The organism is Streptomyces sp. NPDC059454, from assembly GCF_042749965.1.
Taxonomy (GTDB): Bacteria; Actinomycetota; Actinomycetes; order Streptomycetales; family Streptomycetaceae; genus Streptomyces.
This window is the reverse complement of sequence record NZ_JBHYVC010000029.1, coordinates 1-25,106: the sequence shown is the minus strand read 5'-3', so window position 1 is coordinate 25,106 and position 25,106 is coordinate 1. Positions and strand designations below refer to the sequence as shown.

Annotated in this window: 22 protein-coding genes; 11 read left to right on the top strand and 11 right to left on the bottom strand. The window is 68.4% G+C overall.

The window, feature by feature from the left end; genetic code table 11:
* Window positions 1–19 precede the first annotated feature (19 nt).
* Window positions 20–2,383, bottom strand: a complete 2,364-nt coding sequence (locus tag ACFXAE_RS20730) for a DUF6049 family protein (RefSeq protein ID WP_384716709.1) — start codon at window positions 2,381–2,383, stop codon at window positions 20–22.
* Between the two features lie 200 nt (window positions 2,384–2,583).
* Between ACFXAE_RS20730 and ACFXAE_RS20725 the strand changes: the two genes are divergently transcribed.
* Window positions 2,584–4,050, top strand: coding sequence for a CCA tRNA nucleotidyltransferase (locus ACFXAE_RS20725; RefSeq protein WP_384716706.1), 1,467 nt, complete (start codon window positions 2,584–2,586; stop codon window positions 4,048–4,050).
* A 97-nt stretch (window positions 4,051–4,147) separates the two neighbouring features.
* On the opposite strand, the gene ACFXAE_RS20720 is transcribed toward ACFXAE_RS20725, so the two are convergent.
* From ACFXAE_RS20720 to ACFXAE_RS20705, 4 genes are all read right to left on the bottom strand, one after another.
* Window positions 4,148–4,630 carry a hypothetical protein gene (locus tag ACFXAE_RS20720; RefSeq protein ID WP_384716703.1) on the bottom strand — a complete coding sequence of 161 codons (483 nt, stop codon included), beginning with the start codon at window positions 4,628–4,630 and terminating at the stop codon, window positions 4,148–4,150.
* A gap of 122 nt (window positions 4,631–4,752) precedes the next feature.
* Window positions 4,753–6,015 (bottom strand): MFS transporter, encoded by a 1,263-nt coding sequence (locus tag ACFXAE_RS20715; RefSeq protein WP_384716700.1) that lies wholly within the window; start codon window positions 6,013–6,015, stop codon window positions 4,753–4,755.
* 78 nt (window positions 6,016–6,093) lie between these two features.
* A complete protein-coding gene (locus tag ACFXAE_RS20710) occupies window positions 6,094–7,176 on the bottom strand; it encodes an inositol-3-phosphate synthase (protein WP_384716697.1) in 1,083 nt (360 codons plus the stop codon).
* Between the two features lie 44 nt (window positions 7,177–7,220).
* The gene (locus tag ACFXAE_RS20705) at window positions 7,221–7,904 is read right to left on the bottom strand and encodes a helix-turn-helix transcriptional regulator (protein ID WP_384716694.1); all 684 of its coding nucleotides are present in this window, start codon (window positions 7,902–7,904) and stop codon (window positions 7,221–7,223) included.
* Window positions 7,905–8,300: 396 nt separating this feature from the next.
* Here ACFXAE_RS20705 and ACFXAE_RS20700 point away from each other — a divergent pair, with 396 nt between their 5' ends.
* Together ACFXAE_RS20700 and ACFXAE_RS20695 are read left to right on the top strand one after the other, a co-directional pair.
* Window positions 8,301–10,985 carry a transglycosylase domain-containing protein gene (locus ACFXAE_RS20700; RefSeq protein WP_384716691.1) on the top strand — a complete coding sequence of 895 codons (2,685 nt, stop codon included), beginning with the start codon at window positions 8,301–8,303 and terminating at the stop codon, window positions 10,983–10,985.
* A 98-nt stretch (window positions 10,986–11,083) separates the two neighbouring features.
* Window positions 11,084–12,592, top strand: a complete 1,509-nt coding sequence (locus ACFXAE_RS20695) for a glycosyltransferase family 87 protein (protein ID WP_384716842.1) — start codon at window positions 11,084–11,086, stop codon at window positions 12,590–12,592.
* Between the two features lie 80 nt (window positions 12,593–12,672).
* Here the strand turns inward: ACFXAE_RS20695 and ACFXAE_RS20690 are convergent, their stop codons facing one another.
* The 3 genes from ACFXAE_RS20690 to ACFXAE_RS20680 all read right to left on the bottom strand — a co-directional run bounded on the left by ACFXAE_RS20690 (window position 12,673) and on the right by ACFXAE_RS20680 (window position 15,390).
* Complete coding sequence (locus ACFXAE_RS20690; RefSeq protein ID WP_384716688.1) at window positions 12,673–13,704, bottom strand: alanine racemase; 1,032 nt, start codon at window positions 13,702–13,704, stop codon at window positions 12,673–12,675.
* 83 nt (window positions 13,705–13,787) lie between these two features.
* Complete coding sequence (gene femX, locus ACFXAE_RS20685; protein WP_384716685.1) at window positions 13,788–14,909, bottom strand: peptidoglycan bridge formation glycyltransferase FemX; 1,122 nt, start codon at window positions 14,907–14,909, stop codon at window positions 13,788–13,790.
* Between the two features lie 166 nt (window positions 14,910–15,075).
* On the bottom strand, window positions 15,076–15,390 hold the full coding sequence (locus ACFXAE_RS20680; RefSeq protein ID WP_384716681.1) for a hypothetical protein: 315 nt from the start codon (window positions 15,388–15,390) through the stop codon (window positions 15,076–15,078).
* A 317-nt stretch (window positions 15,391–15,707) separates the two neighbouring features.
* On the opposite strand from ACFXAE_RS20680, the gene rpsF reads away from it, so the two are divergent.
* The 4 genes from rpsF (at window position 15,708) to rplI (ending at window position 17,421) form a co-directional block, all read left to right on the top strand.
* Window positions 15,708–15,998, top strand: coding sequence for a 30S ribosomal protein S6 (gene rpsF, locus ACFXAE_RS20675; RefSeq protein WP_142194331.1), 291 nt, complete (start codon window positions 15,708–15,710; stop codon window positions 15,996–15,998).
* A gap of 76 nt (window positions 15,999–16,074) precedes the next feature.
* Complete coding sequence (locus ACFXAE_RS20670; protein ID WP_384716678.1) at window positions 16,075–16,677, top strand: single-stranded DNA-binding protein; 603 nt, start codon at window positions 16,075–16,077, stop codon at window positions 16,675–16,677.
* 42 nt (window positions 16,678–16,719) lie between these two features.
* Window positions 16,720–16,956, top strand: a complete 237-nt coding sequence (rpsR, locus tag ACFXAE_RS20665) for a 30S ribosomal protein S18 (RefSeq protein WP_003949403.1) — start codon at window positions 16,720–16,722, stop codon at window positions 16,954–16,956.
* An 18-nt stretch (window positions 16,957–16,974) separates the two neighbouring features.
* A complete protein-coding gene (gene rplI / locus ACFXAE_RS20660) occupies window positions 16,975–17,421 on the top strand; it encodes a 50S ribosomal protein L9 (protein WP_361750473.1) in 447 nt (148 codons plus the stop codon).
* An 82-nt stretch (window positions 17,422–17,503) separates the two neighbouring features.
* Here rplI and ACFXAE_RS20655 read toward each other — a convergent pair whose 3' ends face one another.
* On the bottom strand, window positions 17,504–18,841 hold the full coding sequence (locus ACFXAE_RS20655; RefSeq protein WP_384716674.1) for an MATE family efflux transporter: 1,338 nt from the start codon (window positions 18,839–18,841) through the stop codon (window positions 17,504–17,506).
* 461 nt (window positions 18,842–19,302) lie between these two features.
* Between ACFXAE_RS20655 and dnaB the strand changes: the two genes are divergently transcribed.
* Together dnaB and ACFXAE_RS20645 are read left to right on the top strand one after the other, a co-directional pair.
* Entirely contained in the window at window positions 19,303–20,781 is a 1,479-nt protein-coding gene (dnaB, locus tag ACFXAE_RS20650; RefSeq protein WP_384716671.1) for a replicative DNA helicase, read from the top strand.
* A 23-nt stretch (window positions 20,782–20,804) separates the two neighbouring features.
* Window positions 20,805–22,193 (top strand): serine hydrolase domain-containing protein, encoded by a 1,389-nt coding sequence (locus tag ACFXAE_RS20645; RefSeq protein ID WP_384716668.1) that lies wholly within the window; start codon window positions 20,805–20,807, stop codon window positions 22,191–22,193.
* Window positions 22,194–22,257: 64 nt separating this feature from the next.
* Here the strand turns inward: ACFXAE_RS20645 and ACFXAE_RS20640 are convergent, their stop codons facing one another.
* Window positions 22,258–22,710: a GNAT family N-acetyltransferase gene (locus ACFXAE_RS20640; RefSeq protein ID WP_384716665.1), complete on the bottom strand. Its 453-nt coding sequence runs from the start codon at window positions 22,708–22,710 to the stop codon at window positions 22,258–22,260.
* 9 nt (window positions 22,711–22,719) lie between these two features.
* Complete coding sequence (locus tag ACFXAE_RS20635; RefSeq protein WP_384716662.1) at window positions 22,720–23,184, bottom strand: MarR family winged helix-turn-helix transcriptional regulator; 465 nt, start codon at window positions 23,182–23,184, stop codon at window positions 22,720–22,722.
* Between the two features lie 141 nt (window positions 23,185–23,325).
* On the opposite strand from ACFXAE_RS20635, the gene ACFXAE_RS20630 reads away from it, so the two are divergent.
* Window positions 23,326–24,534: an MFS transporter gene (locus ACFXAE_RS20630; protein WP_384716659.1), complete on the top strand. Its 1,209-nt coding sequence runs from the start codon at window positions 23,326–23,328 to the stop codon at window positions 24,532–24,534.
* Window positions 24,535–24,636: 102 nt separating this feature from the next.
* Complete coding sequence (locus ACFXAE_RS20625) at window positions 24,637–25,059, top strand: heme-binding protein (RefSeq protein ID WP_384716656.1); 423 nt, start codon at window positions 24,637–24,639, stop codon at window positions 25,057–25,059.
* The last annotated feature ends 47 nt before the right edge of the window (window positions 25,060–25,106 follow it).

Below are 25,106 nucleotides of genomic sequence, written 5' to 3'. Positions count from 1 at the left end.
CCCACCGGCCACGACATCCTCAACGGTCCACTCTCTCACCCGTGCCGGACGGGTCGGCGTTCTCCGGTGCGGTGTCCGGTGCCGGGTCACTCGGCTGCTCCGGGTCGTCCGCCCGCGCGTCCGTCCCGGACTCCCAGGTGAGACGCTCCCCGTCGGCTTCCGGGTTCTGCGAGTCGTCGGCGTCCTCGTCCGCCTCGCGGGCCGCGGCCCGCTTGCGCTGGGTGTACATCCGGAAGCCGGCGAGGACGAGCAGCAGCACGCCACCGCCGATGACCAGCATCACCGTGGCGGTGATCTCGGTGACCTTCACGTCGAACGTGACGGGTGCGCCGTACCTCTGGCCGTCCTGTGTGTACAGCTGGGCGACCACCGTCGCCCGTCCGTTGGCGTTGGCGGACGTGGTGAACTTCACCGACTGGCTGTGGCCGCCTGAGACCGCGACGGGCTGCTCCTCATAGGCGTCCCCATCGATCTCGAGACGGGTCGGGTTGGTGGAGGTGAGCCGCAGCACCAGATGCTCTACGCCCTGCACCAGGTTGTTCTGGACCGTCACGGGGATGGTGGCACTGCGACCGGAGAGTTTCGTCTCCGACTTGTCGATCAGCCTGACCTGGCCGATGAGCGTGTCGAGGTACGACTCGATGCCGCTCCGGTAGATCGCAGCCTCGGACTGCCGACCCCTCCACGACACGGACATCGCCCGGTTCAGGGCACGTCCGAACGGGGTCACCACCCGGGACTGGTCGGAGAGGATCACCTTGAACTTGTCGAGCTTGGCCTGCGTCCTCCCGATCTGCTCGAACGTCGCACGCGGCAATTCGTGCTTACGCAACGAGGAGGGGTACGCGGAGGCCGCGGGGACCTTGGTGGTGGCGGCGGGATCCGGTTCGGCCTCGGCGGCCGCCGTGAGGTCCTGCGACTCGGACCAGGCCCCGTCCTGGAGGATCGTGAGTGCCTCGGCCATCGTCTGGGCCTGGCTCGCGGACGGCGTGCGCTGCGGCGCGACGACGACGCTGCGCTGCTGCCCCGTCTGCAGGCCGAGGGTCAGGCTCTGGGCCAGGAACCGCTGCACCGCGAGCGTGGAGGTGGAGGCCTTGGTCATGTCGCCCTGGAACGCCGTGGACAGCCGTGCGTCCGCGACGACGGCCGTGGTGCCGCCGCCGATGGGCCGGGGCGCGGAGGGCGTGTACGACAGGCCGCCGGTCTCCTCGAAGGTGTCGCTGCGGGCGATCACCTTGTCGGCTCCGGCGGATGTGGCGACCTTGACGATGGAGGGGTCGACGGCGCCGTTGACGGGCCAGGCGAAGTCCGTGACGGGTTTGACGTGGAGGATCGCCTCCACGGTCCCGGCGACGTCGGTGGCTTCCTTGAGGTGGCCCAGCGAGCCGGTGACGGATGTGCCGTTGTGCGCGAGGGAGGCCAGGTCGGGGTCGCCGAACGGCAGCACGACGACCTCCTTGTCCGTCACGGCTTTCTGTACCTCGGTGAGCCACCGCTTGGCGACCGACTGGTGGCCGCCGACGACGGTGTCGTCACCCTCGCCGGGGACCTCGTAACGGTCGGTCATCGCCTCGACGGACGCCAGCAGGTCCGGATCGATCACCCAGGTGACGTCGAGGTCCTTGCCCAGCGCCACCATCCGGTCCAGTCGCCCGCCCGGGGCGATCTCCTTGGCGAGGTCGTCGTCGTGGAAGACCGGCGTCTGCTGCTCGTCCGAACCCGTCTCCGCCGTCATGTGGACGGTGGAGATCAGCGGCCACATGAACGTCGTCTCGGTCTTCGTGCCGGCTTCGTCGGGCTGCCACGGCAGGAACGTGCGCTGGACGCCGAGGGTCTGCTCCCACGACTGGGCTGAGGTCTCCCCGGAGAGCGACACGGCCAGCTGGTAGACGCCGTCCTGCCCGAGGTCCAGCTTGTCCACCGGCACCGAGATGGTGAAGGGCTGCGAGACACCCGGAATGAGCTCGGCGAACTCCTCGGAGTACTTGTCCCCGACCTCCGGGCCGATGGCGCTCTGCACGTCGGTGCTGTTCTTGGCGACGCTGTCGATGCCCGAGCGGGTGTTCAGCAGCGGCCCCACATGAAGCCCCACGTGGGCGTCGGTGACGGTCTGCTTGCCCTTGTTGGTCACCGTTCCGGACACGGTGACGGTGTCGTCCTCGGTGGGGGCGCCGGGGGTGAGGGTGTCGACCGAGACGGAGACCGGGCCCGCGCCGGAGGCGGCCTGCGGCGCGTCCACCCCGGCGGCGTCCGCGGGGGGCGCGGCGGGCAGCTGGATGAGCCCGGCCAGCAGGGGCACTCCGGCGAGCAGGGCTCCGGTGCGCCGCAGCCAGCGGCGGGCAGGTGAGGGACTGGTCCCCTGGAAGTCTGCCGCCTCGGCCACGCGCTCGCCCGTCCCTCTTCTTCGTCAGTGGTCGTCGGAATGTGCGTCCACGCATGGTAACGATGTGCGCTGGAAGGAAGTGCCGCGGACCGGTCCACAAGATCGGGGGACGCTGGCCTTGTCCATGTATCGACGGGGGTGTCCGCACACACGTAATTGAGGGCGCTCCCCGCCGTTCGGGCCACGTACCCTCTTCTGTTGTGCCGAACGCCAACGAAGAAACCAGTGCCCTGAGCCAGGCGCAGGACCGCGCCGTGAGTGAACTGCTGCGGGTCGCCCCTGTCGCCGACGACCTCGCCCGCCGCTTCCAGGAGGCCGGGTTCTCGCTCGCGCTGGTGGGCGGCTCGGTGCGGGACGCGTTGCTCGGCCGCCTCGGCAATGATCTGGACTTCACGACCGATGCCCGCCCGCAGGACGTACTGAAGATCATGCGTCCCTGGGCGGATGCCGTCTGGGACGTCGGGATCGCCTTCGGTACGGTCGGTGCGCAGAAGGACGCCCGCGTCGGAGATGCCGACCGAAGCTTCCAGATCGAGGTGACCACCTATCGCTCGGAAGCGTACGACCGCACTTCCCGCAAGCCGGAGGTGTCGTACGGCGACTCGATCGAGGAGGATCTGGTCCGCCGTGACTTCACGGTGAACGCGATGGCCGTCGCGCTGCCGGAGAAGCGGTTCATCGATCCGCACGGCGGCCGCGCCGATCTGGCCGCGCGGGTGCTGCGCACCCCGGGCACGCCCGAGGACTCCTTCTCGGACGATCCGCTGCGGATGATGCGGGCCGCCCGTTTCGCGGCCCAGCTCGACTTCGAGGTGGCACCCGAGGTCGTCACGGCGATGAAGGAGATGGCCGGGCGCATCGAGATCGTCTCCGCCGAGCGGGTACGGGACGAGCTGAACAAACTGATCCTCTCCACGCACCCGCGCAAGGGGCTGTCCCTGCTCGTGGACACCGGGATCGCCGAGTACGTGCTGCCCGAGCTGCCGGCTCTGCACCTGGAGCGGGACGAGCACCACCGGCACAAGGACGTCTACGACCACACGCTGATCGTCCTGGAGCAGGCGATGGCCCTGGAGGAGGACGGCCCCGATCTGACCCTTCGCCTGGCGGCCCTGCTGCACGACATCGGTAAGCCGCGCACGCGGCGCTTCGAGGAGGACGGCCGCGTCTCGTTCCACCATCACGAAGTGGTCGGGGCGAAGATGACCAAGAAGCGCATGACGGCGCTCAAGTACTCCAACGAGCTGGTGAAGGACGTCTCGCGTCTCGTCGAGCTCCATCTGCGCTTCCACGGCTACGGCACGGGAGAGTGGACGGACTCCGCTGTGCGTCGCTATGTCCGTGACGCCGGACCGCTTCTCGGCCGGCTCCACAAGCTGACCCGTTCGGACTGCACCACGCGCAACCGGCGCAAGGCCGCCGCGCTCTCCCGTGCGTACGACGGCCTGGAGGCGCGCATCGCCCAGCTTCAGGAGCAGGAGGAGCTGGACGCCATTCGCCCGGACCTTGACGGTAACGAGATCATGGAGATCCTCGGCGTCAAGCCGGGCCCGGCCGTCGGTCAGGCGTACAAGCACCTGCTGGAACTCCGGCTGGAGAACGGTCCGATGGGGTATGACGCGGCGGTGGCGGCACTCAAGGAGTGGTGGGCCGGGCAGCAGGGCTGAGGACGTGAAACGGGGCGATGTTTCACGTGAAACATCGCCCCGCGGACACGCGCGAGGGGTGACGTTTCACGTGAAACGTCACCCCTCACCGTCTGCCCTACTTGTCCTTCAGGCAGAGGAGGAAGCTCTTGCTGCCGTTGGTCTCCGTGTACACGTACTCGAAGTCCTTGGCTGCCGCGCCGCACTTGTTCTGAGCCGTGAGACCGGAGAAGTCGCCCTCCATCTTGGCGAGCACCGTGTACTGCGCCTTCGCGTCACCGCAGTCGACGACCTCGAGGTCCGGGTTGTTGTCGTCCGTGCTGCCGCGGTGCATGCAGTCACCGACGGCGGCGGTGTTGGCGTCGTCCTGGCTGGTGATCCAGCCGCCGATGGCCACACCGGCGACGATCAGGACGATGGCGATGTTCTTGATCACCTTGAAGCTGATCTTGCGGCCCTGCTGCGGGGGAACCGGAGCACCCGGCGGGGGGAACCCGGGCTGGCCCGCCTGCTGCGGGAAGGGGGCCTGGCCCTGGGGCTGGCCGTAGGGCTGCTGCTGGCCCTGCGCGAACGGGTTGCCCTGGGGCGGCGGAGTGGTCACTTGGGATCCCCCTGGAACGTGGGTGCGTGGCGCGAAAGACGCGTTGATAAGACGCACGTAAGCTACCGGCCCGCACTGACAACTCTGTAGCCCAATAAGGCTCTGTGGCCCTGATGTGACACTTACTGACGCTCAAAACGTGTCATAGTCACCGCTACTGCTCCGTAGGTAACGGCGATCGTTACCACCAGTGGGACCGATCGGCCGTCCGGCGGGAGCATCAGGGCGGCCACTCCCGCGGCGCCGACGAAGGCCACGTTGAACAGGACGTCGTACACGGAGAAGATCCGGCCGCGGAAGTCGTCGTCGACACAGGCCTGGACGAGGGTGTCCGTGGCGATCTTCGCGCCCTGGGTGGTCAGACCCAGGACGAACGCCCCGGCCAGCAAAGGGCCGGAGGCGAAGGGCAGACCGAGCGCCGGCTCCAGTACGGCCGCCGCCGCGGCGCACACCGCGATCCAGCGGCCGGGACCGAGCCGTCCCGCGGCCCAGGGCGTGAGGACGGCAGCGGCGAAGAAGCCGGCGCCGGACACGCCCAGGGCCAGCCCCAGCAGGGCGAGTCCCTCGTCGGTGGTCGACGTCAGGGCGTACCGGCAGAGCATCAGCAGCATGACGAGCATCGCGCCGTAGCAGAACCGCATGAGCGTCATCGCCGTGAGCGCCCAGGCGGCCTCTCTGCGCCGGGGCTCGGCGAGGTGCCGTACGCCCGCCCTCAGGTCACGAGCGGTTCCGGTGAGTGCCGTGGCCAGCCGGGGACGTATCAAGGCCCGGTCGGGACCGAGCAGTTCCTTCGCCATCCGGAGCGATGCCACGGCCGCGCACAGGTACAGCGCGGCGCCCACGAGCACCACGGCCGCGTCGGAGTCGGCGACGACCAGACGGACGACGAAGGCGAGACCACCGCCCGCGGTCGCGGCGAGCGTTCCGGCGGTCGGGGACAGGGAGTTGGCGACGACCAGCCGCTCGCTGTCCACCACGCGCGGCAGTGCGGCGGACAGCCCGGCGAGGACGAAGCGGTTGACGCCCGTGACGCACAGGGCGGCGACGAAGAGGAGCCAGTCGGGCACCCGGCCGAGGATCAGGAGAGCGGTCACCGAGGCCATCAGGGCGCGCAGCAGGTTGCCGTACAGAAAGACCTGACGGCGGCGCCAGCGGTCCAGGAGGACTCCCGCGAAGGGGCCGACCACGGAGTACGGGAGGAGCAGGACCGCCATCGCGGAGGCGATCGCCGCGGCCGACGTCTGCTTCTCGGGGGAGAAGACCACGTAGGCGGCGAGCGCGACCTGGAAGACGCCGTCGGCGCCCTGGGAGAGCAGCCGGACGGCGAGCAGGCGTCTGAAGCCCTGGAGGCGCAGCAGAACGCGCAGGTCACGGACGACGGCCATGGGGCACAGCCTCACATACGAAGGGGGTCCCCGGGCCATACGACCCGGAGACCCTCAACTGCCCGCAGCGGGGAGGTCTTAGCGCTCGACCTCGCCCTGGATGAACTTCTCGACGTTCGCACGGGCCTCGTCGTCGAAGTACTGCACCGGCGGGGACTTCATGAAGTACGAGGACGCCGAGAGGATCGGGCCGCCGATGCCCCGGTCCTTGGCGATCTTCGCGGCGCGCACGGCGTCGATGATGACACCGGCGGAGTTCGGGGAGTCCCAGACCTCGAGCTTGTACTCCAGGTTCAGCGGGACGTCACCGAACGCGCGGCCCTCCAGGCGGACGTAGGCCCACTTGCGGTCGTCCAGCCAGGCCACGTAGTCGGACGGGCCGATGTGGACGTTGTCCGCGCCCAGGTCCCGGTCGGGGATCTGGGAGGTGACGGCCTGCGTCTTGGAGATCTTCTTGGACTCGAGGCGCTCGCGCTCGAGCATGTTCTTGAAGTCCATGTTGCCGCCGACGTTCAGCTGCATCGTGCGGTCCAGGACGACACCGCGGTCCTCGAACAGCTTCGCCATGACGCGGTGCGTGATGGTGGCGCCGACCTGGGACTTGATGTCGTCACCGACGATCGGGACGCCCGCCTCGGTGAACTTGTCCGCCCACTCCTTGGTGCCGGCGATGAAGACCGGGAGGGCGTTGACGAAGGCGACCTTGGCGTCGATGGCGCACTGGGCGTAGAACTTCGCCGCGGCCTCGGAACCGACGGGCAGGTAGCAGACGAGGACGTCGACCTGCTTGTCCTTGAGGACCTGGACGACGTCGACCGGGGCCTCGGCGGACTCCTCGATGGTCTCCCGGTAGTACTTGCCGAGACCGTCGAGGGTGTGACCGCGCTGGACCTGGACGCCGCTGTTCGGCACGTCGCAGATCTTGATGGTGTTGTTCTCGGAGGCGCCGATGGCGTCCGCGAGGTCCAGGCCGACCTTCTTGGCGTCCACGTCGAAGGCGGCGACGAACTCGATGTCACGGACGTGGTAGTCGCCGAACTGGACGTGCATCAGGCCCGGGACCTTGGACGCCGGGTCGGCGTCCTTGTAGTACTCGACGCCCTGCACCAGCGATGCGGCGCAGTTGCCCACGCCGACGATGGCTACGCGAACCGAACCCATTCCGGTTGCTCCCTGTGTGTACGAGTGAGGCCCTTGGGCGGGTCTCACGTGGCGGTGTCGTCGGGCGTATCCGGCCGGGGGTCGTCCCCGGTCCGGGGCAGGCCGCCCGTCGTTCCAGATGTGGTGTCCTGCTGAGCGGGTTCCCCGGTGGCGGATCCCTTCAGGTCCCGCCCGGCCCGCTCGCTCTCGATGAGCTCGTTCAGCCAGCGCACTTCGCGCTCCACGGACTCCATTCCGTGGCGCTGGAGCTCGAGCGTGTAGTCGTCGAGGCGCTCCCGGGTCCGGGCCAGGGAGGCGCGCATCTTCTCGAGGCGCTCCTCCAGCCGGCTGCGGCGGCCCTCGAGCACGCGCATGCGTACGTCGCGCGACGTCTGCCCGAAGAAGGCGAACCGCGCGGCGAAGGTCTCGTCCTCGTACGCGTCCGGTCCCGTCTGGGACAGCAGCTGCTCGAAGTGCTCCTTACCCTCCGCCGTCAATCGGTAGACGATCTTGGCGCGGCGCCCCGCGAGCGGAGCGGCGAGGGCGTCCTCGCTGGTGTTCCCCGGTTCCTCGATCAACCAGCCGTTGGCGAGCAGCGTCTTGAGGCAGGGGTAGAGCGTCCCGTAGCTGAACGCACGGAACACACCCAGTGACGTATTGAGTCGTTTGCGCAGCTCGTAACCGTGCATCGGAGATTCGCGGAGCAGGCCGAGTACGGCGAACTCGAGGATCCCGGAACGCCGGCTCATCGTCGCCTCCTCTCTGCCGCGGTCACGCCGTGACGGGCTCGTGTGCGGCTCGTCGCCGCCTTTATGCCGAGCTGATGTATCGACTCGATACATCAAGACGATAGAACGGCCGCCCGGATGCGACAAGGGGAAAAAGAGTGAACGGGATCACATCGCCGGTTCATCGGGAGCAAGTTGCCTGATTTGAGGTGAACTTCTGTGCTCGGCGGGTTTTGGCGGTGCGTAGTCTGTGCGCCATGCACACCACCGGGAACCGAGTGACGCCCGGGGGCGTCTTGGTCCCAGGTGTAGTACGGGTGAATGCGCGAAGCGCCGAATCCGTACTTCGGGGGGACCGGAAACCAGCCGCCGTTTCCAGGCGCGCAAGGGTGCGCCTGCCCGAGGAGTAGTCGTTCGATGAGCGAGCACCGTCGCAAACCGCCGCAGCCGCAGGGAGGCGGACGTGCCGCGGCCCGACGCGGCCAGTCCGGTTCGTCCTCCGGCCGCCGCGCGGCACCGCGAGGCGCCACCGGGTCTCCGTCCGATTCCTATGGGTCGGGTTCCCGCGGCTCGGGGGGTGAGGAACGTACGTACGGCAGCCGCGCCGAGGCGCGACGCGCGGCACAGAGAGGCGGGGGCAACCGCCGAGCCGGTGCCGCCGGGCCCGGGCGCGGCAGAGGGCGCGCGGCTCCTCCCGGCAAGAAGCGGATCATCGACTATCCCCGCTACGACAAGGACGGCTGGCGCCGCTGGATGCCGTCCTGGAAGCTGGTGTCCGGACTGGGCATCGCTTTCTTCGGCAGTCTGGTGGCCGTCGCCGGCATCGGGTACGCGATGGTGGAAGTGCCCAACATCGCGTTGACGGCCACAGCGCAGAACAACGTCTACTACTGGTCCAACGGCGATCAGATGGTCTCCACGGGCGGTGAGCGCAACCGCCAGATCGTCAACCTCTCGCAGATCCCCAAGGCGATGCAGCACGCCGTCATCTCCCAGGAGAACAAGACCTTCTACGACGACAGCGGCATCGACCCGAAGGGCATCGGCCGTGCCGTGCTCAACATGGCCAGTGGCGGTGACACGCAGGGTGGCTCCACGATCACCCAGCAGTACGTCAAGAACGCGATGCTGGACGACCAGTCACAGACGCTCTCCCGGAAGTTCAAGGAGATCTTCGTCTCGGTCAAGGTGGGTACCACCATGGACAAGGACGACATCCTCGCGGGCTATCTGAACTCGGCGTACTACGGCCGTGGGGCCTACGGGATCCAGGCCGCCGCCCGCGCGTACTTCAACAAGGAAGCCATCGACCTGAACCCGGGCGAGTGCGCCTTCCTCTCGGCGGTCCTCAAGGGCGCCACCTACTACGACCCGGCCGGCGCGACGTCCGTGGACCCGCAGGGTGCTACGCCCGACAAGAACCGGGAACGTGCCCTGGGGCAGATGCAGGACACGCTGGACAAGATGGTCGAGTACGAGTACCTGAGCGCCGAGGACCGGGCCAAGTACACCAAGCTGCCCAAGTGGCAGAACCCCCGTTCCAACACGGCGCTGAGCGGTCAGATCGGTTACCTCGTCGACCTGGCCAAGGCGAACATCGTCAACAACAGCGAAGAGACCGGCATCACGGAGGACGACCTGGCGAAGGGCGGCTACTCGATCCACACGACCTTCGACAAGAAGATGGTCGATGCTCTCGAGAAGTCGGTCACGAAGGTCAAGAAGGCGAACATCGACCCCGAGAAGCGCCCGGAGGAGGACACTCACGTCCAGTTCGGTGCGGCTTCGGTGGATCCTGCGACAGGCGCGATCAAGGCCATCTACGGCGGTGAGGACGCGACCAAGCACTTCACCAACAACGCCGACGCGACCGGCGCCCAGGTCGGTTCCACGTTCAAGCCGTTCGTCCTGGCCGCGGCCATGAGCTGGGGTGTCCGGAACCCGGACCTGGACGCGGTGCAGTCGCAGGACGAGCGCACCATCGTCTCTCCGAAGAGCCTCTACAGCGGCAAGAACAAGCTCAAGATCAAGGAATACGACGGGACGATCTGGCAGAACGAGAAGGGCGAGCAGTGGGAGCAGGTCAACGACGGCGACGAGACGTACGGCACGCCGCCCGACTACAAGATCGATCTCCGTGAGGCGATGCGTGAGTCGGTGAACTCCTCCTTCGTGCAGCTCGGCATGGATGTCGGCCTGGACAAGGTGAAGGAGGCGGCGACCGGCGCGGGCGTCCTGGAGAGCAGCCTCGCCGGTGCCAACTACCCGTCGTTCTCCATCGGTACCTCCAGCCCCAGCGCGATTCGCATGGCAGGCTCGTACGCCACGTTCGCGGCGAGCGGCAAGCAGCGTGATCCGTTCTCGGTGAAGAAGGTGTCGAGCAAGGACGGCACGGTCTTCACCCACAAGACGGTGACGGAAGAGGCGTTCACCGCGGAGGTCGCCGACAACGTCACGGACGTCCTGAAGACCGTCGTCGAGGAGGGAACCGGTACCAACGCTCAGCTCCCCGACCGCGAGGTGGCCGGAAAGACCGGTACGACGGACGGCAACAAGTCCGCCTGGTTCGTCGGCTACACCCCGCAACTGTCGACCGCGATCAGCATGTTCCGGTACCCCGACGACGAGAGCATCAAGAACCGCCAGTTCCTGGAGATGTACGGAACGGGCGACCAGGAGAGCATCCACGGTGCCTCGTTCCCGTCCGAGATCTGGGCGGACTTCATGAAGAAGGCCATGAAGGGCAAGCCGGTGAAGGAGTTCCCGACCCCCGAACCCATCGGGGAGATCGTCAACGACACTCCGACGCAGAGCCCCACTCCCACGCCCACCGAAAGCGAGGAGGAGGAGGAGAAGGAGACCTCGGCGCCTCCGTCGCCCACGCAGACCGAGACCACGCCGACGCCGACCGACACCGCCACCTGCAGGCCGTTCGACTTCAACTGCGAAGACGAAGAGGAAACGGGCGGTACGGACAACGGCGGCACGGACAACGGCGGCACGGACGGAGGGGCGACCAGTTCGCCGGATCCCACGGCCAGCAGCGACACCGGAAACAGCAGAGGCAATGGCAACGGGAGCGATGGAGGTCTCTTCGGTTAGTCGGCCTGTCGCCCGGCTTGGGTGTTTCACGTGAAACATGGGCCGTCGCACCCCTGGGTGCGGCGGCCCTCGGCGTTTCCTCGGTCATGTACGGCAGGATGTGCGGCATGCCCAGTGGAGAATCGACGCAGACGAGCGTTCACGAGCCGGAGCCGGTGCGGCCGACCGAGGAGGACCGGGTCGCCGCGGCCGGCAGCGAGCTGATCGGCGGTCCGCTCGGGCGGCGTGCTCTGACCGGGACCTCCTGGTGGACTCCGGTGCGGGTGATCGCACTCGTGGCGATCGGCATGTTCGCCCTCGGCTTGGTGCAGAAGGCACCCTGCTACAACGGCGCCTGGTTCTTCGGCGCCAGCTCCCAGTACACGCACGCGTGCTACTCGGACATCCCGCACCTCTATCAGGGGCGCGGCTTCGCCGACGGGCTGGTGCCGTACTTCGACAGGCTCCCCGGGGACATGGAGTACCTCGAGTACCCGGTGCTGACCGGCCTGTTCATGGAGGTCGCCGCCTGGCTCACCCCCGGCAGCGGCAGTATCCAGGACCAGGAACAGTGGTACTGGATGGTCAATGCCGGGATGCTCATGGTGTGTGCGGCCGTCATCGTCGTCTGCGTGACCCGTACGCACGCGCGGCGGCCCTGGGACGGCCTGCTGGTCGCGCTGGCACCGGCCTTCGCGCTGACCGCGACCATCAACTGGGACCTGCTGGCAATCGCTCTGACGGCCGCCGCGATGCTGATGTGGTCGCGGGAACGCTCCCTCGCCTTCGGTGTCCTCCTCGGGCTGGCCACGGCCGCCAAGTTCTACCCCGTGCTGCTGCTCGGACCGCTGCTGGTGCTGTGCTGGCGCGCGGGACGATGGCGGGAGTACGGCACGGCCCTCGGCGGCGCGGCCGTCGCCTGGCTCGTCGTGAACGGACCCGTGATGCTCTTCGCGTTCGACGGCTGGTCGAAGTTCTACGCGTTCAGTCATGAGCGACCCGTCGACTTCGGTTCCTTCTGGCTGATCCTGGCGCAGAACTCGGACGACCCGCTGAGCACCGACACGGTCAACACGCTCGCCACGGTGCTGCTGCTGCTGTGCTGCGCGGGTGTCGCGGCGCTCACGCTCACGGCTCCCCGACGGCCGCGTTTCGCCCAGCTCGCCTTCCTGATCGTCGCGGCCTTCATCCTCACCAACAAGGTCTACTCGCCGCAGTACGTCCTGTGGCTGGTGCCGCTGGCGGCCCTCGCCCGGCCGAAGTGGCGGGACTTCCTCGTCTGGCAGGCCTGCGAGGTGGCGTACTTCCTGGGCATCTGGATGCACCTCGCCTACACGACCAGCGGGGACGCCCACAAGGGACTGCCCACCGACGGCTACCACTGGGCGATCGGCGCGCACCTGCTGGGGACGCTCTACCTGTGTGCCATGGTCCTGCGCGACATCCTGATGCCGGAGCGGGACCCGGTGCGCCGGTCCGGTGACGACGACCCCTCGGGCGGGGTGCTGGACGGGGCGGAGGACGTGTTCGTGCTCGGGGCTGTGGCTCACCCGGCGCGGCACGCGGCACACTTCGAGGGGACCCCGGTCGAATGGGGCAGGAAGGAAGCCACCGGAGGTTCGCTCTGAGCGAACGGCCCGGAGGGTGGTGTCCGCTCAGAGCACAGGAAAGGCCGTACACGGGAGAACCGTGTACGGCCTTCTCGCTGTCAGCGGTCGAGGAGCCGGTCGAACTGCGTGGTGGTGTGCCGGAGATGGGCCACCAGTTCCTCGCCCACCGTCGGTTCCGGCGCGTCCGCGGGCACGAACAGGATCGACACCTGCATGTGCGGCGGTTCGGCGAACCAGCGCTGCTTGCCGCCCCAGACGAACGGCGAAAGGTTCCGGTTGACCGTGGCGAGACCGGCGCGGGCGACGCCCTTGGCGCGCGGCATGACGCCGTGCAGGGCCTTGGGGGCCTCCAGGCCCACCCCGTGCGACGTACCGCCCGCCACGACCACCAGATAGCCGTCGGAGGCGGCCTTCTGCTGCCGGTAGCCGAACCGGTCCCCCTTGGCGACGCGCGTGACGTCCAGGACCGCGCCCCGGTACTCGGTGGCCTCGTGGTCCCCCAGCCAGAGCCGGGTGCCGATCCGGGCGCGGAAGCGGGTCTGCGGGAACTGCTGCTGCAGCCGGGCGAGTTCGTCGGCCTTGAGATGGCTCACGAACATGGTGTGCAGCGGGAGACGGGCCGCCCGCAGACGGTCCATCCAGCCGATGACCTCCTCGACGGCGTCCGAGCCGTCGGTGCGGTCCAGCGGCAGGTGGATGGCGAAGCCCTCCAGCCGGACGTTCTCTATCGCCGAGTGCAGCTGAGGCAGGTCCTGCTCGCTGATGCCGTGCCGCTTCATCGAGGACATCACCTCGATGACCACCCGGGCGCCGACCAGGCCGTACACGCCGTCGACGGACGACACCGAGCGGATGACCCGGTCGGGCAGCGGCACCGGTTCCTCGCCGCGCCGGTACGGCGTCAGCACCAGCAGGTCACCGCCGAACCAGTCCTTGATCCGGGCGGCCTCGTACGTCGTGCCGACCGCGAGGACGTCCGAGCCCAGCCGGGTGGCCTCCTCGGCCAGCCGCTCGTGGCCGAAGCCGTAGCCGTTGCCCTTGCAGACCGGGACCAGTCCCGGGAACTGCTCCTGCACGTGCTTGTGATGCGCCCGCCAGCGCGCGGTGTCGACGTAGAGCGTGAGCGCCATGGCCGGACCTGGAACCTTTCTCGTGGCTGCGGTGTATCAGAGGTATGGGAGCTTATGGAGCCGTCGGAGCGGCACAACAGAGGTCAGCGGCGCGACATGTAGATGTCGAGCGCCTTGTGGAGCAGCTTGTTCAGCGGGAAGTCCCACTCGCCGAGGTACTCGGCGGCCTGGCCGCCGGTGCCCACCTTGAACTGGATCAGACCGAAGAGGTGGTCGGTCTCGTCCAGCGAGTCGGAGATGCCGCGCAGGTCGTAGACGGTCGCGCCGAGCGCGTAGGCGTCGCGCAGCATCCGCCACTGCATCGCGTTCGAGGGCCGGACCTCGCGGCCGATGTTGTCGGAGGCGCCGTAGGAGTACCAGACGTGCCCGCCGACGATCAGCATCGTCGCCGCGGACAGGTTCACGCCGTTGTGCCGGGCGAAGTACAGCCGCATGCGGTTGGGGTCCTCGGTGTTGAGGGCCGTCCACATGCGCTGGAAGTACGACAGCGGGCGGGGCCGGAAGTGGTCGCGCACGGCCGTGATCTCGTACAGCCGCTGCCACTCGGGCAGATCGTTGTAACCGCCCTGGACGACCTCGACGCCGGCCTTCTCCGCCTTCTTGATGTTGCGGCGCCACAGCTGGTTGAAGTTCCTGTGGACGTCCTCCAGGGCGCGGTTGGCCAGCGGCACCTGGTAGACGTAGCGGGGCTGGACGTCACCGAAGCCGGCGCCGCCGTCCTCCCCCTGCTGCCAGCCCATGCGGCGCAGCTTGTCGGCGACCTCGAAGGCGCGGGGTTCGATGAAGTCGGCCTCCAGGTCGCGCAGACGCTTCACGTCCTGGTCCTGGATGCCCCTCTTGATGGTCGAGGCCTCCCAGCGCCGGATGATCACCGGCGGACCCATCTTCACCGAGAACGCGCCCTGCTGCTTCAGGTGCGCGAGCATCGGCTCGATCCACTCCTGAAGATTCGGCGCGAACCAGTTGATGACCGGTCCTTCGGGCAGATAGGCGAGATAGCGCTTGATCTTGGGCAGCTGCCGGTAGAGGACGAGACCGGCACCGACCAGCTCACCGGTCCGGTCGTCGAACCAGCCGAGGTTCTCCGAGCGCCATTCCGCCTTGACATCAGCCCAGGCCGGGACCTGCATGTGACTCGCCGACGGCAGGCTCTGGATGTAGGCCAGATGCTGCTCTCGGCTGATGGTCCTCAGGGTCAGGCTCATTCGGGGCGCTCCTCGGGCTGGTGTGTCCCCATGGGTTCAGGGGCTCCGGCTCTCGCGCGAAGCCTACTGCGCCTCGGGGGCGCCCCGGTTGGGCGCACGGGACCTTCGCCCCGGCCCGTCGCCGGCCGGGGCGTTCGGCGACGTTCGAAAGAGGGGAGGTCCGACGTCAGTCGAAGAGCCCGCCGAAGAGGCCCCCGTGCGCCATGCCCAGGAAGAACCCGACCGCCGCGGCACCGAGGCCCAGGACGAGGCCGAAGCGCTCGCGGGTCGTCACCGAGATCCACTGGCCGTACGCACCGGTGAGGATCCCCACCAGGCCGGTCCAGGAACTGAGCAGGTGCAGATGGTGGAACATCGCCGTGATGAAGGACGTGAGGCCCAGCACCAGGGTCACCGCCAGCAGGGTGTCCTGGAGCGGGTGGGGCTTGCCGTCCGTGGCGAAAAGGCCTCCGGCGGTGTTGGGTCGCAATGCCTGTGCCATGGGGCACCTCCTGCGAAAGGCGGCGGATCGTAGCGCCGTACACACCCGATGTGTACAGATTGACTGTCCCCACAGCCGGATTTCAACCGGAAGCCGCTGTGCGGGTACTCTGTACCGTCCGCACCGGTGTCTGTCCGGACAGAGCCAGGCGAGTCGGGGAAGGGCCACGGTCCGTCCCGGCCGGCCTGGGAGATCGCCGCCCGGCCTCGATTGTCAGTGGCGGCTGTTTTACTGACAGGCATCGTTGCAACAACGCATCACGACCCTCCTGCCACGGAACGACCGTGGCCGCTGAGTCCAAAGGAGGTGGGTTCCACATGCGTCACTACGAGGTGATGGTCATCCTCGACCCCGACATCGAGGAGCGCGCTGTCTCCCCGCTGATCGAGAACTTCCTTTCTGTCGTCCGTGACGGCGGCGGAAAGGTCGAGAAGGTCGACACCTGGGGCCGTCGTCGTCTCTCGTACGAGATCAAGAAGAAGCCCGAGGGCATCTACTCGGTCATCGACCTGCAGGCCGAGCCTGCGGTCGTCAAGGAGCTCGACCGCCAGATGAACCTGAACGAGTCGGTCCTCCGGACCAAGGTCCTCCGCCCCGAGACCCACTGAGCCCTTCCGCTCAGTTGGTCCCGGGACTCGAGTAGCAGCACAAGCAGCCAGCAGCAAACCCGCCGAGAGGTTCCCCATGGCAGGCGAGACCGTCATCACGGTCGTCGGCAATCTTGTCGACGACCCCGAGCTGCGCTTCACCCCGTCCGGTGCGGCCGTCGCGAAGTTCCGTGTCGCGTCGACCCCCCGCACCTTCGACCGCCAGACGAACGAGTGGAAGGACGGCGAGAGCCTGTTCCTGACCTGCTCGGTCTGGCGTCAGGCGGCGGAGAACGTCGCCGAGTCGCTCCAGCGAGGCATGCGCGTCATTGTGCAGGGCCGGCTGAAGCAGCGGTCCTACGAGGACCGTGAGGGCGTCAAGCGCACGGTCTACGAGCTGGACGTCGAGGAAGTCGGCGCCAGCCTGCGCAGCGCCACGGCCAAGGTCACCAAGACCACCGGTCGCGGTGGCCAGGGAGGCTACGGCGGCGGCCAGGGCGGCGGTGGCGGCCAGGGTGGTGGCGGCTGGGGCGGTGGCCCCGGCGGTGGCCAGCAGGGCGGCGGCGCCCCCGCCGACGACCCGTGGGCGACCGGCGCTCCCGCCGGTGGCCAGCAGGGCGGTGGCGGCGGTGGCTGGGGCGGTGGCTCCGGCGGCAGCGGCGGCAGCGGCGGCGGCTACTCGGACGAGCCCCCCTTCTAGGCGGGCCGTACCCACACTTCTTGATCACACAGGAGAAACATCATGGCGAAGCCGCCTGTGCGCAAGCCTAAGAAGAAGGTCTGCGCATTCTGCAAGGACAAGGTCACGTACGTGGACTACAAGGACACGAACATGCTGCGGAAGTTCATTTCCGACCGCGGCAAGATCCGTGCCCGCCGCGTGACCGGCAACTGCACGCAGCACCAGCGTGACGTCGCCACGGCTGTCAAGAACAGCCGTGAGATGGCGCTGCTGCCCTACACCTCCACCGCGCGATAAGGGAAGGGTGACCGACTCATGAAGATCATCCTCACCCACGAGGTCTCCGGCCTCGGTGCCGCGGGCGACGTCGTCGACGTCAAGGACGGTTACGCTCGCAACTACCTGGTTCCGCGGAAGCTCGCGATCCGCTGGACCAAGGGCGGCGAGAAGGACGTCGAGCAGATCCGTCGTGCTCGCAAGATCCACGAGATCCAGACCATCGAGCAGGCCAACCAGGTGAAGGCCCAGCTCGAGGGCGTCAAGGTCCGCCTGGCCGTCCGCTCCGGCGACGCCGGTCGTCTCTTCGGTTCCGTCACCCCGGCCGACATCGCTTCGGCGATCAAGGCCGCCGGTGGTCCCGAGGTCGACAAGCGCCGCATCGAGCTGGGCTCGCCGATCAAGACGCTGGGCGCCCACGAGACGTCCGTGCGTCTGCACCCCGAGGTGGCCGCCAAGGTCAGCATCGAGGTCGTCGCCGGCTGAATGCCGCGCTCGCTGAGGCAGTGAGCATGGGGGCCGCACCCTTCGGGGTGCGGCCCCCATCGCCGTGTTTCACGTGAAACGGTCAGCGTGCGGCGCCCGTGACGATCCAGCGGCCGGAGCGCGTACGGAGCCACAGGGTCAGCATCCGCACGGTCATCATGAGCGTCATCGTGGCCCACAGTGCGGTGAGTCCGCCCCCGAACGAGGGAACCAGCAGGGCGGCGGGAGTGAACACCGCGAGGGTCAGCAGCATTGCCCAGGCCAAGTACGGTCCGTCGCCCGCGCCCATCAGGACTCCGTCCAGGACGAAGACGATGCCGCAGATCGGCTGGGACAGCGCCACCAGCACCAGGGCGGGCAGGGCAGCGTCCGTGACCGTGGCGTCACTGGTGAACAGGGGCAGGAACACCGGCCGGGCGAGCATCACCAGGACGCCGAGGACGATACCGACCGCGATACCCCACTCGACCATGCGGCGGCATGCCTCACGGGCACCCCGGGTGTCGCCGGCGCCCAGATAACGTCCGATGATGGCCTGACCGGCGATGGCGATGGCGTCCAGCGCGAAGGCGAGCAGGCTCCACAGGGAGAGGATGATCTGGTGGGCCGCGATGTCGGAGTCGCCTAGACGTGCGGCGACGGCTGTCGTGATCATCAGGATCGCCCGGAGCGAGAGGGTGCGCACCAGCAGAGGAACGCCCGCTTGGGCGGACGCCCTGATCCCGGCGGCGTCCGGGCGCAGCGACGCCCCGTGCCTGCGTGCCCCGCGCAGCACCACGGCCAGATAGACCGCGGCCATGCCGCACTGGGCGATGACGGTGCCCCAGGCGGAGCCCGCGATGCCGAGGCCGGCGCCGTAGACCAGCGCGACATTGAGCACACCGTTGGTGACGAAGCCGGCGAGGGCGACGTAGAGCGGTGTCCTGGTGTTCTGCAGTCCGCGGAGGACACCGGTCGCGGCGAGCACGACCAGCATGGCCGGTATGCCGAGTGTGGAGATCCGCAGATAGGTGGTCGCGTAGGGGGCCGCTGTGTCGGAGGCGCCGAAGAGGTCCACGAGGGCGGGTGCCGTGGGCAGGACGACGGCCATGACGGTGGCGCCGAGGAGCAGGGCCAGCCAGATTCCGTCCATGCCCTGACGGATGGCCGACGGGAGGTCACCGGCTCCGACGCGCCGGGCGACGGCGGCCGTGGTGGCATAGGCCAGAAAGACGAAGATGCTCACGGCGGTCATCAGGAGGGCCGAGGCGACGCCGAGACCGGCGAGCTGTGCCGTGCCCAGATGGCCGACGATGGCGCTGTCCGCCATGACGAAGAGCGGCTCGGCGACGAGAGCGCCGAAGGCGGGGACTGCCAGCATGACGATCTCGCGGTCATGCCGTCGTCGAGCGGCTCCGGGCCGCGCGGGGGCCTGTGTCATGTGCACCAATCTAATCGTCCACAGGTAAGAGATGCAAAGCTTTAGAGACCCTTACTTGGTCTCTCTGGGTGTGGGCTTGCGTACACCTGATGAAGCGATCTTGAGCCGACCTGGCAACTTTTTCTTCTGCACAGCCGGTGGATGATGAACCCGCAGGTCACGACCTTGCTGGCGGCAAAGGTGCGGGCTTGTTCACAGGACTGTCCACCGGCTCGTGCACAGGTTTCGCGGAGTTCTCCACAGCATTGGGCCGGTCGTCCACATGCCCTGTGGATAACCGGATTGGCTGACGGTGCCGACGGGCCTACGGTGGTCCGGCGCTCGCTCCGTCCACCGGTTTCAGAAACGCCGCAAATCCGGCGTGCGACAAGCGGAGTTGGGCTTCTTGATTTGTCAGTGCCGTGCCGTAGAACAGAGAGGCACGGCGAGGTCCGTTCCGGCGGACGGGAGGAGGTGGCTCGGTGAGCATTTCCGAGCCCTTGGACGACCCGTGGGCCGAGAGCGGACCCAGTGATCGTCTGCCCGCCTCCCGTCGCCGCGAGGACCGGGGCAGTGGCCGCGACGAGCAGCACGACCGTGGCCGGGACAACGGCGGATGGGACGGCGCAGGCTCCGCGTTCGAAAGGGTGCCGCCGCAGGACCTCGATGCCGAGCAGTCCGTGCTGGGCGGCATGCTGCTGTCCAAGGACGCCATCGCCGACGTCGTAGAGATCCTCAAGGGCCACGACTTCTACAAGCCGGCCCACGAGACCATCTACACGGCCATCCTCGACGTCTACGCCAAGGGAGAGCCGGCCGACCCCATCACCATCGCCGCGGAGCTGACCAAGCGCGGTGAGATCAACAAGGTCGGCGGGGCCTCGTATCTGCACAACCTCGTCCAGACGGTCCCCACGGCGGCCAACGCGGCCTATTACGCGGAGATCGTGCACGAGCGCGCCGTGCTGCGCCGCCTGGTCGAGGCGGGCACGCGCATCACGCAGATGGGGTACGCGGCCGACGACGACGTAGACGAGATCGTCAACCGAGCGCAGGCGGAGATCTACGCGGTCACCGAGCAGCGCACCAGCGAGGACTACCTGCCGCTCGGCGACATCATGGAGGGCGCGCTCGACGAGATCGAGGCGATCGGATCGCGCAGCGGTGAGATGACCGGGGTGCCCACCGGGTTCACCGACTTCGACTCGCTCACCAACGGCCTGCACCCGGGACAGATGATCGTCATCGCCGCGCGTCCCGCGATGGGCAAGTCGACGCTCGCCCTGGACTTCGCGCGGGCCGCGTCCATCAAGAACAACCTGCCGAGCGTCATCTTCTCGCTCGAGATGGGGCGCAACGAGATCGCGATGCGCCTGCTGTCCGCCGAGGCCCGGGTCGCCCTGCACCACATGCGCTCCGGCACGATGACCGACGAGGACTGGACCCGCCTGGCACGCCGGATGCCGGATGTCTCGGCGGCACCGCTCTACATCGACGACTCCCCGAACCTGTCGATGATGGAGATCCGCGCCAAGTGCCGTCGCCTCAAGCAGCGCAACGACATCCGGCTGGTTGTCATCGACTACCTCCAGCTGATGCAGTCCGGCGGTTCCAAACGCGCCGAGAGCCGGCAGCAGGAGGTTTCGGACATGTCCCGTAACCTCAAGCTGCTCGCCAAGGAGCTGGAGGTCCCGGTGATCGCGCTCTCCCAGCTCAACCGTGGCCCCGAGCAGCGCACGGACAAGAAGCCGATGGTCTCCGACCTGCGTGAGTCCGGGTCCATCGAGCAGGATGCCGACATGGTCATCCTGCTGCACCGCGAGGACGCCTATGAGAAGGAGTCCCCGCGCGCGGGTGAGGCGGACCTGATCGTGGCGAAGCACCGAAACGGTCCGACGGCCACGATCACGGTCGCCTTCCAGGGCCATTACTCGCGCTTCGTGGACATGGCGCAGACCTGATCCGTTCCTGGTGAACTGAGGGCATGACGACACCTCATCAGGAAGAACTGCTGCCCGGTACGCGGCGGGCGTTGCTGCACAGGGTCGCCGTCGCCCAGAGCGAAGGACGCGCGCCGTCGCTCGTCGCGGCCGTGGTGCGGGGCGGGAAGGCCGTGTGGACGGGAGCGTGGACGTCGGTGGAAGGACACGCTCCGGACGAGCACGTGCAGTACCGGATCGGTTCGATCACCAAGACCTTCACGGCCGTTCTGGTGCTCCGGCTGCGTGACGAGGGAGCGCTCGATCTCGCCGACCCACTGGAGAGGCACCTGCCGGGTACGGGGGTGGGCGGGGCGACCGTCGCCGAACTGCTCGCACACAGTGGTGGGCTGGCCGCCGAGACGCCCGGGCCCTGGTGGGAACGGACCCCTGGCTCCCTGCGCCCCGGTCTCGCCGACGTGCTGGGCGAGCGGCCCCTGGTGCACCCCGTCGGCCGGCGGTTCCACTACTCGAACCCCGGATACGCGGTGCTCGGTGCCCTGGTCGAGAAGCTGCGCGGTGCCCCGTGGGAGGAGGTGCTCCGGCGCGAAGTGCTCGCACCTCTGGGCCTGCGTCGCACGACTGTGCGCGCGGAAACGCCGCACGCGGGTGGCTGGGCGGTGCATCCGTGGGCCGATGTGATGCTGCCCGAGCCCTTGGAGGACCTCGGGGTGATGGCGCCCGCCGGCCAGCTGTGGTCCACCGCAAGTGATCTGGCGCGCTTCGCCGCCTTCCTGGTCGAGGGTGACGAACGGGTGCTGAGCGCCGGGTCGTTGCGGGAGATGAGGACACCGGCCGCGCCGGTCGAGGCGGCGGACGTGGCGAGCGGCTATGCGTACTGCCTGGGCATGGAGATCCGTCACCAGCACGGGCGTTCTCTTGTCGGGCACACAGGTTCACTGCCGGGCTTCCTCGCCTGTCTCACGATCAGCGTGGCGGACGACGTGAGCGCGGTGGTCCTGGCCAACTGCACCTCCGGACCGGCGCCGTTCACGGTCGCAGCCGATCTGATCCGGATCGTCGCCGAGGCGGAACCGCGTATCCCGGCTCCCTGGCAGCCGCTGCGAGAGGCGGATCCAGCGGTACTGGAGTGGGTGGGGCAGTGGTACTGGGGGACGTCCGCGTTCGCGCTCCGGCTCTCGGCCGACGGCCTCGTCGCGTTGGAGCCGTTGTCCGGCAACGGCCGGCGCTCGCGTTTCCGACCGACAGCGGACGGCGCCTGGGTGGGCCTGGAGGGCTACTACGCCGGAGAACTCCTCAAGCCCGTACGGCGGTCGGACGGGTCGCTGAGCCATCTCGACCTGGGCTCGTTCGTGTTCACGCGTCAACCGTACGACGAGAGGGCTCCTGTGCCGGGCGGAGTGGACCCGGAGGGATGGCGGGGCATCGGCTAGCTCCCGGCCGCCAGGGAGTGGAAGCGGGTCCTGTTTCACGTGGAACAGGGCCCGGCCCTCTTCGTCACAACGGCAGTTTGAAGCCCACGTGGGAGGCCGTGAAACCGAGTCGCTCGTAGAAGCGGTGGGCATCGGTCCGGGTGCTGTCGGAGGTCAGCTGGACCAGTTGGCAGCCCTCGCGGCGGGATGCGTCGATCGCCCACTCGACGAGCCGGCTTCCCAGGCCGCTGCCGCGCGCGTCCGCGTGGACGCGGACCGCTTCGACGATCGACCGGGTGGCACCGCGGCGGGAGAGTCCGGGAACGATCGTGAGCTGGAGCGTGCCGACGACGCGGCCTTCGCGGACCGCGACGACCAGGTGCTGATTCGGGTCGGCGTCGAGCCGCTCCAGAGCGGTCAGGTAGGGACCGAGGTCGTCCGGCGACTCGCGCCGCGCGCCCAGGGGGTCGTCCGCGAGCATGCCGACGATCGCGGGAACGTCGTCGGCGACCGCGGCCCGTATCTCCAGATCTTCCATGCCGGAACCCTACGCGGGCACCGGCGCCTTCAGCGTTTCCACGGCCCGGACCAGGGGAGCGAGGTCGGGATTCTCCGCCGCCGCATCGAGGGCCCCGCGCAGGGCCGTGTCGTTGGTCGGCCGCGCCTCGTCCAGCAGCTTGAGACCGGCCTCGGTGACGTTGGTGTAGATGCCCCGGCGGTCGGTGGGGCACAGGTAGCGCTCCAGCAGTCCGCGGTCCTCGAGACGGGTGACCAGGCGCGTGGTGGCGCTCTGGCTGAGCACGACCGCGTCGGCGACCTGCTTCATCTGCAGATGGCCCCCGTCGCCGTCGTGCTGCCGGCTCAGTACGTCGAGCAGGGAGTACTCCCGCACGCTCAGGTCGTGCCGGGCCTGAAGGGCGCGCTCGATGTGGGTCTCGATTCTCCCGTGCAGCAGGGAGAGTGCGCACCAGCCCTGAGCGAGGGCGGTGAGCGCGGGATCCGTGGCGGTCATGGGCGTTTCCTCCGTCCAGGAGCTGCTGACACCAGGGTAGAGCAAGTCTGCAATATACGGCGCTTGCAAATATCAAGCGTCTGCAATTATTGTTGAGGCGCGCAAAACGCTCCTGCAATCGTCTGGGAAGGTCTGTCCCCCATGCCTCTCGCGCTTCTGGCCCTCGCGATCGGGGCCTTCGGGATCGGAACCACGGAGTTCGTGATCATGGGTTTGCTGCCCGAGGTCGCGGGTGACTTCGGTGTCTCCATCCCCACCGCCGGTTATCTGGTGACCGGCTACGCGCTGGGCGTCATGTTCGGCGCCCCGCTGATGACCGTGCTCGGCACCAGGATCTCCCGCAAACGGATGCTGATGCTGTTGATGGGGCTGTTCGTCGCGGGGAACCTGCTCTCCGCGCTGGCCCCGTCCTTCGGCCTCATGCTGACCGGACGGGTGGTCGCCTCGCTGGCCCACGGTGCCTTCTTCGGTATCGGCTCGGTGGTCGCGGCCGACCTGGTCGCCCCGGACAAGAAGGCCGGAGCCATCGCCCTGATGTTCACCGGACTGACCGTCGCCAATGTCGTCGGTGTTCCGCTGGGCACGCTCGTCGGCCAGTCCATCGGCTGGCGGGTCACCTTCGGCATCGTCGCCGCCCTCGGCGTCGCCGGCCTGGCCGGCATCGCCAGGCTCGTCCCCGACATGCCCAAGGCCGAGGGAGTGCGACTGCGTCACGAACTGGCCGCCCTGAAGAACGTCCAGGTCCTGCTCGCCATGGCGATGACCGTTCTGGGATTCGGTGGCGTCTTCGCGGCCATCACCTACATCGCACCGATGATGACGCACGTCGCCGGCTTCGCCGACGGCTCCGTGACCTGGCTGCTGGTCCTCTTCGGCCTCGGCATGGTCGGCGGCAACCTCATCGGCGGCAGGTACGCGGACCGCGCCCTGATGCCCATGCTGTACCTCTCCCTGGGCGCCCTCGCCGTCGTCCTCGCACTCTTCACCCTGACCGCGCACAACAAGATCGCCGCCGCCGTCACCATCGCCCTCATCGGCGCCCTGGGATTCGCCACGGTGCCGCCCCTGCAGAAGCGGGTCCTCGACCAGGCGCACGGCGCTCCCACCCTGGCCTCGGCCCTGAACATCGGTGCCTTCAACCTCGGCAACGCGCTGTCCGCCTGGCTCGGCGGCCTCGTGATCGGGGCCGGCCTCGGCTACACCGCACCCAACTGGATCGGTGCCGTTCTCGCCGCGAGCGCCCTGGTGCTGGCGTTCGTCTCGGCCGCTCTCGAGCGCCGCGGCATTCCATCCGGCACCGTACTCGCCGGCCCGGCGCCCACCGAGCGGCAAACCGCCGTCCCCCACTGACCCACAGGACCGGCGGACGTGGGGCCAGGGCCGCCCCCACGTCCGCCGGTTCCCCGCCCGGCACCATCGACATCACCGAGTACCACAAGGAGAACTCTCCTCATGAGCACCACCACCACCGTCGCCCCGCTCACCACCGCGGAAGCCGAAGCCCTGGTCAGCGCGGCGTACCAGGCCGCGGACGCGGCCGGTGTCACGGTCAGCGTCACCGTCCTCGACGCGGGCGGGCATCTGCTCGCCTTCCGCCGGGACGACCGCGCCGTGCTGATCTCCGGGGAGACCAGCACCCGCAAGGCGTACACCGCGCTCCAGTTGAACGCGCCGACCGCCGACCTCGTGGACGCCGTGCAGCCCGGAGGCCTCTTCCACACCCTGCCCACTGCACTCGACCGGCCGCTGCTGTTCATCGCCGGAGGCGTGCCCGTCCGGCGCGACGGCCGGCTGATCGGCGCGATCGGTGTCGGCGGTGGCGCACCGGAGCAGGACCATGTCTTCGCCACGGTCGCCGTGGAGGCCCTCGTCTGACGAGAACGCCCACCGGACGCGACGGCGCCGGCCCCGGGATCCGGCGC